Raw genomic sequence first — 18343 nt, forward strand, 5'->3', positions numbered from 1 at the left:
ATGACCCGTTCTTGCCAGACCTTCTCACGTTCTGAATTCAACACTATCCGCTCTCCCGAATAACCGAAAGTGACAGTGTGACGACGCCGAGAACGAATTCATAGGTGGAGCGGATGACCGCTTACGATCGTCGAGGCGGAGATGGTTTGTATGGAGTGGCGGGTGAGCAGGCTGGAGAACCCGGCAGGTTCTTGTCAGGCCTGCTTTATTTTTTGTTTTTCTGCGAGGCCAGCAACAACCTGGCCGCCTGGGAAATCGTCGAAGCCAGCCCGGGATCGCTTTCCATTTGCTGCTGGACGTCTTCCACCATCTGGTAAAAAGCCGGATCGTTGATCAGGTCGCCCCCCAATTCCGCCAGCAACACCGATTCCAGAAAAATCCTGAAAGCCTTGCGCTCGCGTTGCGGGTCGTCTGGATCGATCACCAGCACGCGCTGCGCGATCAGTCCGGCAATATCGCGCTCTTGCTGCAGCTTGCCCTGTTTTGTATTGCTTTTGCTGCCAGTGGCGGTGCCGGGCGGCTTGCGCAATGAGGCTACCTGGCTACGAATCAGCGCGGCGATCTGTGCCGAGGCGTTGATCGGGGAGGTCATTCTGGAGTCCTTCCGCTACCTGACTGGCGCAACATCAATGCAGCCGGCTTTGATTATAGTTGGACAGCAGGAAGTGGTTGTCTGGAAGCGCTTCCTCGTCCGCGGCCGGTTCGGTCGGCGTTGTTGGCGTGACGGGCTGGGTGGCGCGCAGGCGATGGATTTCCGCGATCAGCAACTGGATATTGCCGTTTAGCGCGGCGTTCGTGGTGTTGGCGACAATGCCTTGTTCAAAGTGATGCAGGGCGTCGTCGAAGGCGTCCTGCGCCAGCGCCCCATAGCCGAGTACAAATTGCTTGAGCGGGTCGCTGTCCGGCAGCTGCAGCAGCGGCTGCCAGGTCACCATGGCGATCGCGGGGCGTGCCGTGACGAATTGCAGCACGCCCAGTTCAAAGCGGGCGATGAGAAATTCCGGTGCGAGGATGACTGCACGTGCATAGGCTGCTTCGGCTTCTGCCATTTTCCCTAGCTGCGCCAGTTCGGCGCCCATCAGGAAATGGGGCAGCGGCGATCCGGGTTCTTCTTTGCCTGCCTGCTCGAACAGGCTTAGGGCGGCATCGCTATCGTTGGCCTGGCTGGCGCGGATTGCCTGCTGCAGCAAAGGGTGAAGGTTGTCGGGTACGGATTGCATAAGGCTTCTCAATGTTAAGCGTTGGTCAGTGCTAGGGACACGGTCGGGAAAACGGACAATTCGACGGCTTTATTTCTTGATCTCAGGCAGGCGTGGCAGCAAATCCTGTATCGAGCCGCCCATCGGCGCCATGCGGTTGCTGAGCAGGTGTTGCATGGCCTGCTGCAAGGCTCTCGGATCGGCGGCCGCGCCGTTCAGGATTGCCTGCGCATAGCCTGCGGACAAGCTATCCTTGTCCAGGCCGGTAGCGCGCCGGATCCGCTCGTTGGCGCTGTCCCGCTGCCCGCGCATAGCGGCGATGATGGCGAGGGCGCCGTGGCTCTCGCCGAAATTGCGGTCGAGCTGCAGGGCCGCCTCGAATGCCTGTTGCGCCGCATCGATATCCTTGTCGACCAAACAGGCCCAGCCCAGGCCGTGCCAGGTGCCGATATGGCCTGGCATCAGCGTGACCGCTTTTTGCAGGCTTTGTCGCGCGGCAGTGATATTCAGTTCCAGCATTTGCGTCAGGCCCAGCGTTGACCAGCAGCGGCCGTTGTTGGCTTCCCGTTGCATTGCCTGTTGCAGATAACGATGTGCGTTGGCGGTATCGCGTTCCGCCAGCGCCACGGCGGCGCGGGCTAGCAGCGCTTCCAGCTTGGCGTCACCGCCTTGCAGGGCCTGGTCCGCCAAGTCCTTGGCTTTGATGGCCTGGTCGGTATCGATTGCTATCAGGCTGGCCACGCCGAGGGCTGCCGGCGTCAGCATGGCTAGCGACTGTCTCTGGTCTACCCACTGCATGGCAAGTTCCAGTTTGCCCAGATGGTGCAGGGCTTTCAGCCACAGTGTTTGTATGGCGGGATCGACAGCCTCGGCCGGATCAGTACCGGCCCATGGTTGCAGTTCGTCGAAGCAGGCTTGGTAATCGCCGCGCAACGCCGCGATGAACGCCAGGTTATGCGAGATGGCTGGATGCGGGCCCATTTGCTGTTTTAACTGCACCAGCAGTTCCTCCGCCTCTTCAAAACGCCTTTGCGCCATTCTCAGATGCGCTTCACGGAAGCGCCAGGCGTTCGGATCGCGGCCCAGCTCCAGGCCAACCGTCAGTTGCTGTTCAGCGACCCCTTCGTTGCCGATGCTGAATGCCTGTTCGAAGACGTCGGCGCGTAAGTTGTCGTTTTGCGGATCGCCGTGCAGGAAGGCCAAAAGACGGTCCAGGCGTTTGCTGCCTTCGGAATCCGGCTGGCTGGTGTTAGAGAGGATGGCGCTCATTGACTTCCTTGCTTTTGGTTATTTCTCGGCTAAGGCGGGATACTTCGCATTCGCCTGACTTATGATTGTGAAAAATATAATTTTATTTGTGCTTTGTTGATATTGTAAATCGGCAGAGAGGCAGTTCGCTCAATAATTGCGTCCCAGGACCTGTCATTTCCTCACAAAACGGGGCTGGCCCAGGATTGCACACTACTTAGTCAATATATACAAGGTTCGGCTAATTAGTTTAGTGCGACGGGTCGTTTTGCTGATTATTTTCAAGAATAGGGGCGTTTGACGTGTTCTGAAATGACGTGCGTAAAATATTTTCAAAGATTGCTAAACACTTACAGTCATGAGTGGATGTATTGGATAGGGTTGGCATCCTGAGCGGGTTCGGGGGTGCCTCACACAATATACATACTGTAGACAGGATGGACTTATGGTAGCGATCGTCAGCGGCAATAGCCTAGGTGTAAGTTTAACTTCGATGAATACGCTGGGGCAGCGCGGCGCTTTGGGCGAGGCAGCGCAGGGCCGCAACGGCGAACTGGCATATGTCAATGTCTCCAGCGGTAACCTGGTGCTGCAGGATCGCGATGATCTGCTGAAGTACTACGGTAACGATATGGCGGCGCTGCGGACCTACAACAGTCAAGGCAAATTCAGCGACGACAATGGCGATAATTGGTCCAACGGCATCTATAACCAGCAATTGCGCGTCAACGGCAGCCTGTCGGCAGCAGGCAGCAGCATCGTCCGCACCGGGCGCGATGGCGCCGAATCGACCTATCTGTTTGACAGCGGCCGTCAGCTGTACGTGAGTACCGATGGCGGCGGCGCCTACAATATCATCAGCGTCGACACGGACCACAATCAACTGGTGTGGACCAGTGGCAGCACAGGTCTGAAGGAGGTCTACGACGGCGCAGGTGTGGGACGATTGCTGTCAAGTACGGATCGTGACGGCAATACAATCAGCTATGCCTATGGCGCCAATGGTCTGCTCTCCAAGGTGGCGGATGCGGCCGGTGAAGCCATGTACTACGACTACAGCGGCAACAACCTGACGCAGATACGTACGGTAACGGCGGAAGGCAATACTACAACCAGAGTGCGGTACAGCTATGATGCGAGCAACCGATTGTCAGTTGTCACGGTTGATTTGAGCCCGGTTGATAATACCATCGCCGACAACAAAATCTACCAGACTACCTATACCTACGACGGCAGCAGCAAGCGCGTCGCCAGCATCAGTCAGAGCGACGGCAGCAGCCAGAATTTTACCTACGTCCAGGCTGGCGCCGACTATAAGATTGCCACGGTGCAGGATGGTCTCGGTCGCGTTACCAGCTACAGCTACGATACGGTAAATGGCCGCACCACAGTGATCGATCCCCTTGGACTGCGGACGTTGTACGACTACGACCGCAACGGTCAGCTAACCAGCATTACCGCGCCGACCGTAAACGGTATCACGTCCAGTACCCGTTTTAGCTATAACGGCTCCGGCGACGTGATACAGATGATCGACGGCGAAGGTCACGCCACCGACATGGAGTACGATGGCAACGGTAATCAGGTATTGCAGCGCGATGCAGCCGGTAATACAGTCACGCGTAGCTACAATGCAACTAATCAGTTGCTCACGGAGACGGCCTATCTGGTGCCGGACACAGACGGCGCCGGCCAGGCACAGCCGTCAGCGCCGCTGACGACGCGTTACATTTACGACAGCTACAATAATAACGAGCTGCGCTACGTCATCAGCTCGGAAGGGCGGGTGACACAATTTTTCTATGTAAAGGGTGCATTGGTTGATAGCCGCCAATATATGGGGGGGACTTACGATGTCTCTGCTGTTGCGGCTACCGATGTACCTCCGATGATGGCTGTCAATATCTGGACCGGAAGTCAAGATCCGATACAGACGATTGAAGTGAACATGAATCGCGATGCGCGCGGCCAGCTGACGAAGTTGACGAACTGTGGAATTTCCATATACAGCAACAACAGAGTGAGCCGCGGCGATGGTTGGTCGGACACCGGTTATGTGTATGATCAGGCGGGGCGGTTGCTGCTGTCGATCGATCCGCGCGGCGGCATGACCCACTATAACTATGACGGCCTGGGTCGCATATTGACCACCACGGATGCCGCAAACCAGCTGAGCATCACTAGTTACGACGACGCTAATCATAAAACCACGGTAACCCTGGCGAATGGCCTCGCCACCATCAGTGCCTACGACCGAGCCGGGCGCCTGATCAGCGTACAGCAAAACAATGCTGCGGCCCAATCTCTGGGAACGACGCGGTATGCCTACGATGCCGACAATCGCTTGCGCATGACGCAAGACCCGACAGGGGCGCGCAGCTTCATCCTGTATGACGACGACGGCCGCAAGGCTGCCGATATCGACGGCAATGGCAGCATGACGGAGTATGTCTACAACAAGGATAATCAGCTTACGCAGATCATTGCCTACGCCACAGCGGTAGACGTGAGCCAACTGATCGATGGAAGCGGCAATCCGACAACAGCAACCTTGGCCGGTGTCCGCCCTGGCGCCGGCAGCACAGACCACAAGATCTGGCGCGCCTATGACAGCGCTAACAGGCTGTCCAAAACCGTCGATGGCCAGCCGGGGCGAGTGAGCGAATATCACTACGACGGCGCTTCGCGCCTGGTCGGCGTCACCAATTATGCCAATCTCATCGATACGGCGACCCTTGGCAGCAGCCCCGATGGCGCCAGCATAGCGCCGGCGGGGTCCGCGGCCGACCGCAGCAGCCGTAGCTTTTACGATGGCGATGGCCTGTTGCGTGCGACGCTCGACGCGGAAGGCTATGTTACCGAACAACGCTACGATGGCGCAGGCAATGTGACTAGCCGGATCAGCTATGCCACGCGAACCGATGCCGGCCTGCGTGCCGGCGGCAGCCTGGTTCAATTGCTGCCAATGGCCAGTAGCGGAGATATTGTCAAGCGTCTGCTGTTGAACATCAGAGGCCAGGTCGCAGGCGAGATTGATGGGGAAGGTTATCTGACCGAAACAATCTACGATGCCAGCGGCAATGTGACGCAAACGGTGCGATATGCGAACCCGGTAAGCGCGACCATCGGAGCCAGTGCGACGATAGGCAGTGTCCGCCCGGCCGCCAGCGCCGACGATCGTGTGAGCAAGGCGGTGTTCGATGCTCTGAACCGCATCAGCCAGAAAACCAACACCGAAGGAACTGTCACACTCTACAGCTACGACAGCCTGGGCAGCCTGGTCCAGACCACCAGTGCAACTGGAACCGGCGACGTACGCACGTTGAATGCGCGCTATGATGTGCAAGGACGACTGACCGGTGAATTGACAGCGGAAGGTGGCGCCCAGTTAAATGGTAACCTGACGCAACAGCAAATCGATGCAATCTGGGCCAGCTATGGAATCCAGCACAACTATGACGCCGCGGGCCGGCGCGTCAGTACTATAGACCAGAACGGCAACCGGACCTTGTTCTATTACGATGGTGCCGGTCAACTTACGCATAGCGTCAATGCGCTGGGCGAGGTCGCGGAAAACCAGTATAACGGCCAGGGACAGTTGGCGGCGACGATTCGGTATGGCACCCGGATCGATACCGTCGGGTTGAGCGGCGGCCTGGTGGGCGACACGTTGATGGCGGCGCTCAATGCAGTACGCAACTCTACCCTGGACAGCCAAAGCACGTTTACGTACAACGCCAACGGTAGCCTGGCGACCAGCACGGATGCGTTGGGCAACATCACTACACGCAGCTACGATGCGTTCGGCGCTGTCATTTCCAGTACCAAGGCGATTGACGCTACGCATGGATTGACGCAGACCAGCAACTACGACCGGCGTGGATTAAGCGTGAGCAGCAGTACTGATCCGAGCGGAATTAATGCCGTCACTTCAACCCAATACGACGCCTTCGGCCGAGCCATCAGTACGGTGGACGCCAACGGCAATGCGCGCAGCCTGAGCTACGACCGCTTGGGCCGTTCAGTGCAGACCTTAGATCGTCTGCATATACAGAGATCGACGACCTATGATGCCTTTGACCGCGTCTTGACGCAGGCCGATGGGCTTGGCCACGTAACGCGTTACGCCTACGATACTGTAAAGCGCAGCGTGACCATCACGACGCCGGAAGGCGTCACGATAACCACGGAAAAGACCCGTAACGGACAGACGCAGAGCATCACGGACGGCTTGGGCAATACTACCCAGTACAGCTATGACAAGAACGGCAACCTGTTGTCGAGCGCGACGCCGTTGGCGACGACATCGAGCAGCTACGATCACGCCAATCGCCTGGCGAGTTCTACCGATGCCAATGGCACGATAACCGTATACAGTTTTGATGCCGCCAATCGGATACTGTCCCGTCAGCTAGATACGAAAGATCTTAAGCTGACGACGATGTATCAGTACGATGCCAAAGGCCAGCAAGTGATCGTGACTGATCCGAGTGGCGTGGCGACAACGACCCATTCAATAGGCTGGGGCAAAAAGTTGTTGTCACTGTCGATGCCGGCAACCTGAATCTGGCCACCAGTTACGCCTATGATGGTGCGGGGAATTTGTTGACGGTGACAGAAGGAGTCGGCAGCGCACTGCCCAAAGTGACGGCATATGTCTACGACACGCTCAACCGGTTGTTAAGTAAAACCGTCGATCCGGCGAATCTGAGTCTGACCACGGCGTACCAGTATGACAGTATCGGCAATGTGGTGCTGGTGCGTCAGAACAATGAACCTGTGCCGACGCGTTATGCCTACGATGCGGAAGGTCGCGTTGCGTATGCGGTGAACCAGCTTGGCGAAGTCACCAATACCAGGTACGACGCCGAAGGGCGGATCACTGCACGGATAGCATTATCTGCGGCCATCGCCATGCCGCTGGGCGTCGTCTCCGCCGAGGATATTGCGGCGTTGATCGCGGCGCAGCCGGCCACCGCACGCGCTGCGGATCACGTGACGCAATATGCCTACGATGCGGATGGTCGCCTGCGTTATACCGTCGATGGCATGAACGGCGTTACTGAGCGGGTCATTGACAAGGCGGGTAATGTCATCAGTGTTATCTCGTACGCGACGCCGATCGGCGCTGATACGGCGATCACCAGCCAGGATATTGCCGCGGCATTGACAGCGCAAACGCCACAGGCCCATGCTGGCGACCGTGTTACACGAGCTTTATATGACGCTGCCAATCATGCAGTGTTTAGCATTGACGCCTTGGGTTACGTCACTCAAAATATCTACGATGCTAATGGCAACCTGACCGAGCAAACCCAGCACGCGAATCCTTATACGGAAAAAGCAGATCCGAGCATCGTAGATCTCCAGGCATGGGTGGCTAAAATCGCCACCATCTGGGGGATGCAGCGTCCGGCCGTGACCACTTGGGTGTACGACGGTGCAAATCGTATGCGGTTTATGGTTGATGGCGAGACTCATATTTCAGAGAATCGTTACGATGCGAGTGGGCATGTCGTTCAGGCCATTCGTTACGACCCATACGGAGGCAGCAGGGTGATGAGTTATCAGCAATGGATAACTGATAAACCCTATCAAATATCTAATGCCATGACGACGGCCTACCAGTACGACAGTGCCGGGCGTGCTACCGGCACTACCGACCCTATGGGCGTCGTTACCCGTTATGAGCTCGATGCGTTGGGCAATATTGTCAATACCATTGTGGCGGACGGCACCCAGGACCAAGTGGTGACCCATGCAGTGTATGACACCGTGGGCCGCAAGCTGGAACAGACACGCGCTTGGGGTACGGCAATCGCCAGCACCAGCCGTTTTACCTACAACGCCTTGGGACAAGTCACGGCACAGTACGATCCACGTGCTGTCGAGCTGGTAGAGCAGGACACTGATTGGGTATTGAACGAACGCAAAATGGCCGGCATGACGGACGTCAATGGCAATGCGTTAAAAGCGGCGGCATTGAATGCTGAACAAAAAGCGATCTTGACCGGGCGCTATGTCAAGACGAGCAATTACGATGCCCTGGGCCGTATCACGCAGACCTGGACAGCGGGCGATACATCGGCGGCAAGCACAACTTACGATGCCTTTGGCAATGTGGCGTCCGTGTCGCAAGGTATTCGCACGACTGCTTTTACCTACAATAAATCCAATAAGAATACGGTACAGACCGCGACCGATAGTGCAGTCGTGCAGACGGCCTACAATGCTTTTGGCGAACCTGCCACGGTCACGCAATTTTATAATGCGGCGCCAGCAGGAACGATTCCCGTCGCCAGCGCTCGCGACGCCATCACCCAGCTTGCCTATGACAAGGTGGGGCATCTCGTCAAATCCACCGATGCCGAAGGCAAGAGCGAACTCTACGAGTACGGCGCGCTAGGAAAGCGCGTCAAATATACCAACAAGACAGGTAGCGTATTCACATACGGGTATGATCGCGCCGGCAATTTGACTGGGGAAGGATTGCCGATTATTTCCGAAGACGGTATCAATTCCTTCAACAGCTACGGACGCGATGCGCTGGATCGGGTGGCGTACACGATCGAGAATGATAATGTCAGGAATCATACCAGCCCAATGTCGTATGAATACGACAAGCTTGGTCGTGTTATCACCACTTGGAGCAACAGGCAGGTGACGGTAACGTCGCCGACCGGCAGCACCAGCGTGGTGTCGCCGATCCAGCGTTTTACCTATGATGCACGGGGTAATCAGACCAGCGCCAAGGATGCCAACGGCAATATCAGTTATCAGTATTACGACACCCTGGACCGCAAGGTTGCTGAGATCAGCGCAACGGGCACTTATACCAGCTATGTATATGACAGCGCAGGCAATGTCATCACGACGCGTGTCTACGCTGTGCCTGTTGCGGCAACGACACCAGGGAAGCTGCCGGCGGCGCCGATCAATCTGGTCAGTATGCGTGAAACCAATGATCGCTACGATGCGCACAATCGTAAAATCGAATCGCGCATCATGAACGTCGGTACCGGGCAATTCGACCCCAAGGCGACGGACCCGAACAATCCTGGTCACGCAGGGATGTATTACATCGATAGCGAAAGCAGTATCACCCGCCGTTGGTCCTATGATGTGTTTGGCAATGCGATCAGCAGCATCGACCCGAATCGCAATCAGACCCTCAGTTTCTATGACGGCAATGGTAAGAAAGTACTGGACATCGATGCCCTGGGTTATGGTACGGCCTGGATCCGCGATTTGCAGGGCAATGTTATCGAACAGCGCCAGTTTGCGTTGCGTAACGTCGATGCCTTTACCAGCAGTAGCGATCCGCAGGTGATCATTAAATCCTGGCCGCGCAGCGCTGACGATCGCGTCACGCAGAATACCTGGGACCGCAATGGTCGCCTGGTCAGTGAAACCCGCATTGGCGTCAACTACGCCACGGTGGCCGGCAACGGCGTCATGACTGACGTTCAGGGCGGTGCTGCGACGACCAGTTATCGTTACGACGGCGAAGGTCATTTGCTGCACAAGACCGACGCCAATGGCAGCGACTACGATTTTACGTATGACGCCATGGGCCGTATGTCGAGCCAGATGCTGCCGCAGTTTGTCGATTCCCTGAACCGGCAGGTACGTAGCACGACCTTGTTTGAATACGATAGCCTGAATCATCTCATCAAGCAGACGCAGAAGGGGCAGAGCGCCGCCGAGGACCGCGTGACGCTCTTTACCTACGGGCCCGACGGCCGCATGGCGACTAAAACAGATGCGCTCGGCGTTGTCACCAGCTATGGTTATGACATCAACGGCAACGTGGTGCAAACCAGCCTGATTCGCCTGGATGCCAGCGGCAACAAGATCAAGGACACCACCCGGATCGCTTACGATGCCAGCAACCGCGAAACCAGCCGCAACACCCAAAGCACTGACCCCGACACGGGCCGGCTGCTATACGGTTACACCACGACCGAAATGCAATACAACACTTTCGGTGAAGTCACCGGCCGCCGCACCAACGGCGGCGGGGCGGATGGCTTGTGGCAGCAGTACGCGGAATACAATAATGCTGGCCGGGTGATACGCAGCAACTTCGACGGCGGCGTCAGTCATTTGTACATGTACGACAAAAACGGTAACGCGACCCTAAAAATGGAGTCGATGACTACCGACTTGCGCAGCGCCGTGATCGGCACTGTCGCCGATTTGCAAAGGCTGGTGCAGCAGGTGCAGTTGAACCAGACGTTTACGCGCTACGACGAACGTAACCAGGTGATTCAGATCATGCAGCCGAAGGTGTCGGCAGGGGCGCCGCAGATCACCTTCAGGCCGATCGATATCCCTATCGATGGCGGCAAGTTTGCCAATACGGAATTGTGGATAGGTGGCTTTATCAAACGTCCCGCCGGTGTTGTTCCAGGGCCGGCTATTCCTAGCACAGGAGAAGCAGCGATACTCGCGGGGTCAGGCGGTACCGCCAGCGTTTCTACGGATTGGGCGGTTACTAAACTGAGAGAACTGGGTCCTGAGGGCGTTGCGGTGAACTCGCTATCGATCAATGTTCCGGATTTGACGGCGATTTATGGTGCATACAGCATAGAGGCCAGGGTGAGTTATACCGTCGCAGGCAAACTGTGGCAGTACCGGAATGTAGGAACATCTACCGAGACTGAATATCACGGATACTTGCAACCCTTCTCTTTCAACAGCAACGCCAGTTCCGGAAATGTCCCAGGCAGTCCACGTTCTGTGTCGGTCAATATCGGTTTCTTTAGCGGCGCCCAGCCGGGAAATATAGGCCTCGGTGATCTCAAAAACGGCGGGGGGACGGCTAATCTGGCGGGGGGCAGCGGCGTTAGTTTTGCATACACGGTGGAATTTTACGTCACCCCGGCCAGTACAGGCGGGGCACCACAATTTATCGGTTCGATCGACAAATCGGCACAGCTGTCCGCCTCGGTCGATACCAGTACAAGTAATTTCAACGGTGACGGTACTGCCAGTGATATCCAGTACACGGCACCAGCCGATGCGTTGAACAGCGCGCAAGCTTTGTCGTTGGGGTCGCACACAACGCTGCCTCTGGCGACCGCGATTGTGATACCCGGCAACGCGTCACCCAATGCGACACTGCGCGTCAAGTTGCCGGATCTGAGTCAAGTTTATGGCAATTATCGTGCCGTCGTCGATGTGCAATATACGGCCAGGTATCCACTGTTAGGCGGAAACACGCAGGCGCTCAGTAAAAGCATTGATGTAGGGGGATTGTCCGATACGATCGATATCCCGCTAACGGATGCATCGAACCCAGGTTACGTGGGCACCTATACTGCAACGGTGAGGCTGATTGCAAAAGATGATCCAAGCAATGCCTTCGTGTTGACGACCCTGTCTAATGGCAATACCGGCAGCTACTATGATTTTAAAAAGCTGGTGCTGCCGGGTTATCAGGAGCAAAAAATCACGGCTAGTATTGGCGGAGACTATTCTGCACCACGTATGCTGCTTGCCATGCCCGATCTCTCGGCACTTTACGGAGATTACAAGATTGATGCCAAAGTCACTTACAAAATCCAATCGTCGTGGAACGGCAGTCCAACGATCAGCGGTGAGTATGTCGATAACTTCTCGCAAGACCATGCATCGGCAGCATTATCTATTCCTCTCACTGCGCCTATTCCGGTTTTTGGAAAAATGTCCGGCGCTGTGGGCAACGGTATTTATCAATATGCAGTAGAAATTCGTATCACCCCTAAAAATAATCCTGGGCAGTCATTCGTAATCGCAACCCTCAAAAACGATGGCGCCTCGGCAGCAGAAGCAACGGTTGTGCATGCCAGCAGCCAGATTCGCCTGGCTAACGCGACATTGCCTGCCGGTACAAGCGGCATGGCCTATTACCGTCCGTTCGGTTCCACGGCGCCGTTCCTGCCATTGTCGAAAGACGCCAGCGGCGATGCGAGATCCTATGTCGCCAACATCGACGCCTTGGCCGATGGGAAATACGAGGTAGTGTTCCTGGCAACCAGCAATGGTACCGATGGTCGTGAGGCAGGTACGCTGTTGCGCCGCAACCAGTACACCATGACTTTGTCCAAGGGAGGTGCGTCCAGCCTCAGCGACGACAATATCCAGCCCCAGGTCGAATATGCCGACGCCCATGGCGGCTTCCAGTACGACGTCACCGGTACCTACTTGTGGCAGACGCCCAAGGTCTTGCTGGCCTATAACCTCCAAGGATCCGACCGGAGTTTGGCCGATGCAGTGCAGTTGCGGGTACGCGCGCCGAGAGCGCAGGACTGGACTTATCCTGCCGGTCAGACCGTCCGCGATCCGGTCACGGGCGCATTCAAGTTTGATATGAGCAGCATTGGCAGTGACGTGGATGTCGAGATGATCCTGTTCAAAAACGGCTCGGCGCTCGATACTCTGACGGCGCGCGCCGGTTTCTCAGCCAGTACGACACCGGCGTTGTCCTTTGGTTTTTTACGCGACAAAAAGACCTCGATTACCTTCAATCCGCCGCCGGATACCGCGTACGTGCGGGTCAAGTACAACATCACGGTCGATGGTGTGGTTAAAACCATCAACAAGACTGTCTACAAGCAAGGCAATGGTGAGTTTCTTTGGGATACCAGCGATGCCGCTGCGAACGAGGGCGGCAGCCTGACTCCGGATCCGTCCCAGGCTTACACCTATGACATCGTGTTCAATGCCTATGATACTTATGACACCGTCTTATCCATGAGTAAGGGGACAGTGACCCTGGGTGGAGCGATTGACCCCGCCGGCGGGCGCCGCATGACGCTGACAGGCAGTGAGCGTCCCGCCATCATCGAATTTATCCCAAGAGCCGGCGATGGACCGAACCAAGGTGCGCCACTGGCCAACGCCAGCAAGCTCAATCTGTATTTCCGTCGGGTGCCAAAGGTACAGGCCGACTACGACCGGCCGATGACGCTGGTGACGCTGAGCCGCAACGGCGAAGGACGCTTCCTGTTCAACGCCACCGACTACGGCCTGCCGTCGGACACTGAATACGAATACCGTTACGAAGCGGTCGATAGCGCCGGTGTTGTGCTAATGGAGCGCAGTAGCTATTTCGACACCCGCACCCGCACCAATCCGGCGACCAACACCGACATCATCGGCGTCATCACAGAAACCAACAAGGACATGACGATCGACCGCTACGAGCGCTATAACGCTTTCGGCGAAGTCAGCGCTGAGCGCGATGGCCGCGGCAACTGGAACGACCTTTACTACAACGCCCAGGGCAAGCTGATTAAAAAGCAGCAAGCCGAAGTGATGATCACGCTGGCCAACGGTTTCCAGCAAGTGATGCGTCCTGAGACCCTGTTCTCGTATGACCGCACTGGCAATTTGATGGGAATGAAAGACGCCAACGGCAACCTGATCACCCAGACCTGGAACTATGGCACCGGTAAAGTCGACACCAGTTGGGACGCCACCCGCAACTATAAAACCTCACAATACGATCAACTTGGCAACCTGCGCATCCAGACCGATGAATTGCGGCAGGCAACCAGCTATGACTACGACAAGCTGGGGCAGTTGAAAGTGGTAACGCGCGGAAGCGGCACCCAGACCAGCATCGACCGCTATAACTACGACGAAGCCGGCAACCGTATTGGCGTCACCAATACCTTGAATGGCCTGACCAGCACTTACTATGACGGCGAGGGCCGTATCATCCATACGGTCAGCGCAGAAGGACGCGCCGTCTGGTACCAGTACACCTGGAACAGCAGCATCGCCAGTGCCGGCAGCGCGGTGACTGGCGGCTGGCAGAAAGTCACCACCGACGCCAACGGCCACACCCTGACCGACAACATCGACACCTTCGGTCGCGTCACCTGGCATCAGGACATGAGCAGCCGCACTACCAGCTATGCCTACAACTGGGCCGGACTGCTGGCGAGCGAGACCGGCAGCACAGGCAAAAACGTGGTCTACGATTACTACAGCAACGGGTTGGTGTGGACTATCAAGGACAACGGCACCGGCAAAATCGCCTTCTATGAATACGACGGTGACGGTAACCGTACCTATGAAAGTTACCGCTCGATTGCGAACGCTTACGTCTACACCCAGGCGCAGGTGGAATATGACGCCTTAAACCGCGTCACCAGTATCAAGGACCTGCTGTATAGCGTCAGTTACGAATACGACGCGGTCGGCAACCGCAGGCACATGGCGGCGACTTATCACGATTATGTTGGCAACAACAAGCAGAGCCAGGATTACTGGTATGCCTATGACGGCTTGAACCGCTTTACGGTCACCATGGGTCAGCTGTCGGGTGCGCGCGGAAAAGATGCAACCGACACCAGCGTATCGATCGTAACCGGTCCTAAAGGCGGCGACGGCGTCTACCTGGCCTACAACGAGATTGGGCAACGCAAACTGGCGACGTATGCCAGCGACGGCCGCACCGAGCTGTACGATTATGACAAGCTCGGCTATTTGACCACGCAAACCATCAACGGCGTCAAAACCAGCGAACGCAGCAACGATCAGCTGGGGCGCGTGACCAGCTACGCCGAATGGCTGGCGGACGGTAGCAAGCAAGTCACCAGTCTCACCAAAACCTACGATGCCGACGGCCTGCAAAAAACCGAGCGCGACAACCTCAACGCCACCGGCACCGCCTATACCCGTCTGGCGGACGGCACCCTGAGCCAGGTCAAGGTCACCCCCGATGACAAGGACAAGGGGACGACCATGACCATGGACTACGCCTACGAATGGTGGGATGGCGCCAAGCAAAGCAAGATTACGTCGCAAGGCACGAACCCCAACGCCCCGGGCTGGAAGCCGGCCAGCAGCCTGTTCAACTACGACATCAACGGCAACCTCAGGGCCACCTTCGACGACGGTGGCGGCGAGAAGGCCAAGCAGCGCGCCTTCAGCTACGAGACCGACCAGCAAGGCCAGATCCTGAGAAGAAATGAACTGGGTGGCATCACTATCGACGCCAACAACCAGATCACCGGCGCCAGCAGCGACCGCATCCACAATTTTTATTATCTCAACGGCCACCGCATCGGCAACGTCGGCAACGACGGCATCGAAAAGATCGACTACGTCAAGGAACTGGCAGGCAAGCTGGACAAGGGCAACGACAACACCTACAAGATCTTTACGCCGATCAGCGCCGTCGATTTCGATGAAAACTACATGAAGATCAGCGGCAGTTATCCGGCCATGAGTGCGGATAACTGGACGGTGAGAGAAGGCGACACGCTGCAAACCATCGCCGCGGCGATGTGGGGCGACAGCAGCTTGTGGTACCTCATCGCTGATGCGAATGGCTTGAAGGGCGAGGACGTCTTGAAGGCTGGACAGATACTGAAGGTGCCCAACAATGTGGTCAATGTGCATAACACGGCGACCACGTTCAAGCCATACGATCCGGGGCTGGCGATAGGGAATACGCAGCCGACGTTGCCGACACCGCCACCGCCGCCGGGTAAAGACGGATGCGGCGGGATCGGGACGATTATTGCCATCGTGGTGGCGATTGTGGCGACGGTGTTTACCGCAGGAGCGGCTGCCATTGCCATGGGTGCGGTGGCTGCTGGTGGTGCTACCGGACTTGGAGCTGTCATGGCCGTAGGCACAAGTATCCTGACCGGCGGTCTGGTGGGTGGCGCGGTGGCAGGTATAAGCGCGGGATTTGCGCTCGGTGCCGCCGCCATTGGTGGTGCTGTCGGTTCGGCGCTGTCGCAAGGCTCCATGATGGCCATGGGGATGCAAGACAGCTTTAACTGGAAAGGGGTTGCCATGGGAGCTGTCAGCGCGGCGGCTAGTGCCGGCGTCGGACAGATCCTGCAGGGCACGAGCCTCGCCACTGGTTTCCAGGGCATGTCGAAATTTGCACAGGGTGCGAGTTTCGGCGGCGCTAGCTCCGTCGCTGGTCAAGGCATAGGTGTAGCGACAGGCGCTCAGCATAGCTTTGACTGGAATGGTGTTGCTGTTTCAGCGATTGCTTCAGGCGTTGGGGCTGGCGTTACGGACAGAATGCAGGGCTTCAATCCTATCGTTTCGAAAGCAACGGGGGCTTTTGCGGGAGGGGTGGCAAGTACGCTTGCCAGGGGCGGTAGTTTAGGACGGAATGTTGGTGCTATTACAGCGGACGCGATTGCCAGCACGATAGGGAACTCGGTGGTTGACACTATCGCAGCGTCCAGCGCGACTAAGGCCTATGGGTACGCTGACGGCAACATTCCGGTGGCGGGCTTTGTAAGCGGAGGTGGGAACGATACAGGTCAGCGAATGTTGGAAATGGCGCGGTTGCAAGGCCAGGCAGGCACTGAGCTGGCCGGCTCCTTTAACGGTGTCAGTAGCGCCCCCGTTGAAAGATATGGCGCTGTCGGTAATTTGCCTGATATCGTGATGCAACCAGGCCGTGCTTATGGTCCGGGTACGGTCTATAACGCGGAAACAGGGACGATTGGTTACGCGGTATCGATGCCGCCGCCTACAGACGTGCGAATGCTTGACAACCCTTACATGCCGGGGCCACTAGATACTGGTTATCGTTCGTTGGTCAGTAGTATTCCGAGCGACACTAATGTGTATACCCCGCCTTCTAATGCGGCAAACAATACAAGCACAATCAATCTGGCGAATAGTGCTATGAATGGAACGAGGAATTTCATTGACGGTGGATATGGTGAGAAAGTTGGGCAAGCGTTTACAGATGGTGAATATGGAAAAGTCGCCGGGTATAGCGTAGCAGGTGCACTCTTCGGGGTAATGAATGTTGCCAGCTTTGGTGAAGTTGGTGTGGTTGCTAATACTACACGTGCGGTTGGGAAGGAACTGGTTGCTGGCCAAGGGGGGCGTTTTGCGGAACTTGTTGGAACAGTTGGTGATGATTTGACAGCACATCACATACCGCAGGCCGCATTGAAATTCACCAGTCGTGCTGATGGGGGAGCTATAGTAATGACGACAGCTGAACATGCGGAAACAAGAACATTTGCTTTTAAAGGGGCGTTAACGAAAACTGAAGATGCTGCGAATAGTTTTCGTGATGTTCTAATGAAAGATATACGTGACGTTCGTAATATTGCAGGCACCCGTTATAACGAAGGCCTAAGAGACGTGATCAAATATTATAAAGAGTATTTCCCTGAATTGATGAAGAAAGACTAATTATGCTAAATGTCCGTAAAGAGATTGAAGAAATGAAGAGCCTCGGCGCTCTTCCATCGGAAGATGATGCTAATGTTGAATTGCTGAAAAAATACGATAATTTATATAGGGCCGTCAGTAAACCAATAACAGATCAAGAGGCGCGTGTATTGATTGAATTATTTGGCCCTGATGGCTGCTTTGGATTGGCATCATCTATTATGCACCTTATTGAATCTGCCCCAGGATGGCCTTTAAAGGACTGTCTATCTATTTTAGATAATGAGTGGAAAGTTGAATTGCGAAATCGTGCGGTGCAAGGAGGTTACCAATTTTGAATGCGGTACGATGGCATCTTGTAGAAACACGTGAGGTGTAAGCTTAAGGCAGCATATCGATGCAATTACCGTGCATGCGGTTGCCAGCACTATTGGGAACTCGGTGGTTGACCAAATAGCAGCATCCAGTACCCAGCCGAAAACTTTATCTCAAGATATGCCGGATCGGCAGGCAAATACTTACTGGCGTCTGCAAAACAGCGTCTTCTCTGGAGTAAGTGATGCTGCTGTGGAAGCCACTATAGCTAGCGCAGGCCGGGGTCAAGCGCAGGCCGGGGGGGTGTACTGGATTCTGTGTAAACGGGTTTTCGTTTAAGCCTGCGGCACCCGGTCTTCAAACTGGATGGCGAAGCGATTCAGCGCCGCTTTCCAGTCCCGTATCGGCATCGTCCACTTCTTGCT

General features: G+C 56.1%; 6 protein-coding genes. 3 read left to right on the plus strand and 3 right to left on the minus strand.

Annotated features, from left to right (window positions below):
- Nucleotides 1-205: 205 nt before the first annotated feature.
- From ABI171_RS23150 to ABI171_RS23160, 3 genes are all read right to left on the minus strand, one after another.
- Complete coding sequence (locus ABI171_RS23150; protein ID WP_348099369.1) at nucleotides 206-592, minus strand: hypothetical protein; 387 nt, start codon at nucleotides 590-592, stop codon at nucleotides 206-208.
- 34 nt (nucleotides 593-626) lie between these two features.
- Complete coding sequence (locus ABI171_RS23155; protein WP_348099370.1) at nucleotides 627-1220, minus strand: hypothetical protein; 594 nt, start codon at nucleotides 1218-1220, stop codon at nucleotides 627-629.
- A gap of 69 nt (nucleotides 1221-1289) precedes the next feature.
- Nucleotides 1290-2468, minus strand: a complete 1179-nt coding sequence (locus ABI171_RS23160) for a hypothetical protein (protein WP_348099371.1) — start codon at nucleotides 2466-2468, stop codon at nucleotides 1290-1292.
- Nucleotides 2469-2892: 424 nt separating this feature from the next.
- Here ABI171_RS23160 and ABI171_RS23165 point away from each other — a divergent pair, with 424 nt between their 5' ends.
- The 3 genes from ABI171_RS23165 to ABI171_RS23175 all read left to right on the plus strand — a co-directional run bounded on the left by ABI171_RS23165 (nucleotide 2893) and on the right by ABI171_RS23175 (nucleotide 17941).
- Entirely contained in the window at nucleotides 2893-7011 is a 4119-nt protein-coding gene (locus ABI171_RS23165; RefSeq protein ID WP_348099372.1) for a hypothetical protein, read from the plus strand.
- Nucleotides 7012-7199: 188 nt separating this feature from the next.
- Nucleotides 7200-17624 carry a LysM peptidoglycan-binding domain-containing protein gene (locus ABI171_RS23170; RefSeq protein WP_348099373.1) on the plus strand — a complete coding sequence of 3475 codons (10425 nt, stop codon included), beginning with the start codon at nucleotides 7200-7202 and terminating at the stop codon, nucleotides 17622-17624.
- A gap of 2 nt (nucleotides 17625-17626) precedes the next feature.
- Entirely contained in the window at nucleotides 17627-17941 is a 315-nt protein-coding gene (locus tag ABI171_RS23175; RefSeq protein ID WP_348099374.1) for a hypothetical protein, read from the plus strand.
- The last annotated feature ends 402 nt before the right edge of the window (nucleotides 17942-18343 follow it).

Source organism: Collimonas sp., from assembly GCF_039923675.1.
Taxonomy (GTDB): domain Bacteria; phylum Pseudomonadota; class Gammaproteobacteria; order Burkholderiales; family Burkholderiaceae_D; genus Collimonas.

Excerpts from the sequence above, each read along its gene's own strand:
- ABI171_RS23155 (WP_348099370.1), bottom strand. The coding sequence starts at position 1,220 with ATGCAATCCGTACCCGACAACCTTCACCCTTTGCTGCAGCAGGCAATC.
- ABI171_RS23150 (WP_348099369.1), bottom strand. The coding sequence starts at position 592 with ATGACCTCCCCGATCAACGCCTCGGCACAGATCGCCGCGCTGATTCGT.
- ABI171_RS23160 (WP_348099371.1), bottom strand. The coding sequence starts at position 2,468 with ATGAGCGCCATCCTCTCTAACACCAGCCAGCCGGATTCCGAAGGCAGC.
- ABI171_RS23165 (WP_348099372.1), top strand. The coding sequence starts at position 2,893 with ATGGTAGCGATCGTCAGCGGCAATAGCCTAGGTGTAAGTTTAACTTCG.
- ABI171_RS23175 (WP_348099374.1), top strand. The coding sequence starts at position 17,627 with ATGCTAAATGTCCGTAAAGAGATTGAAGAAATGAAGAGCCTCGGCGCT.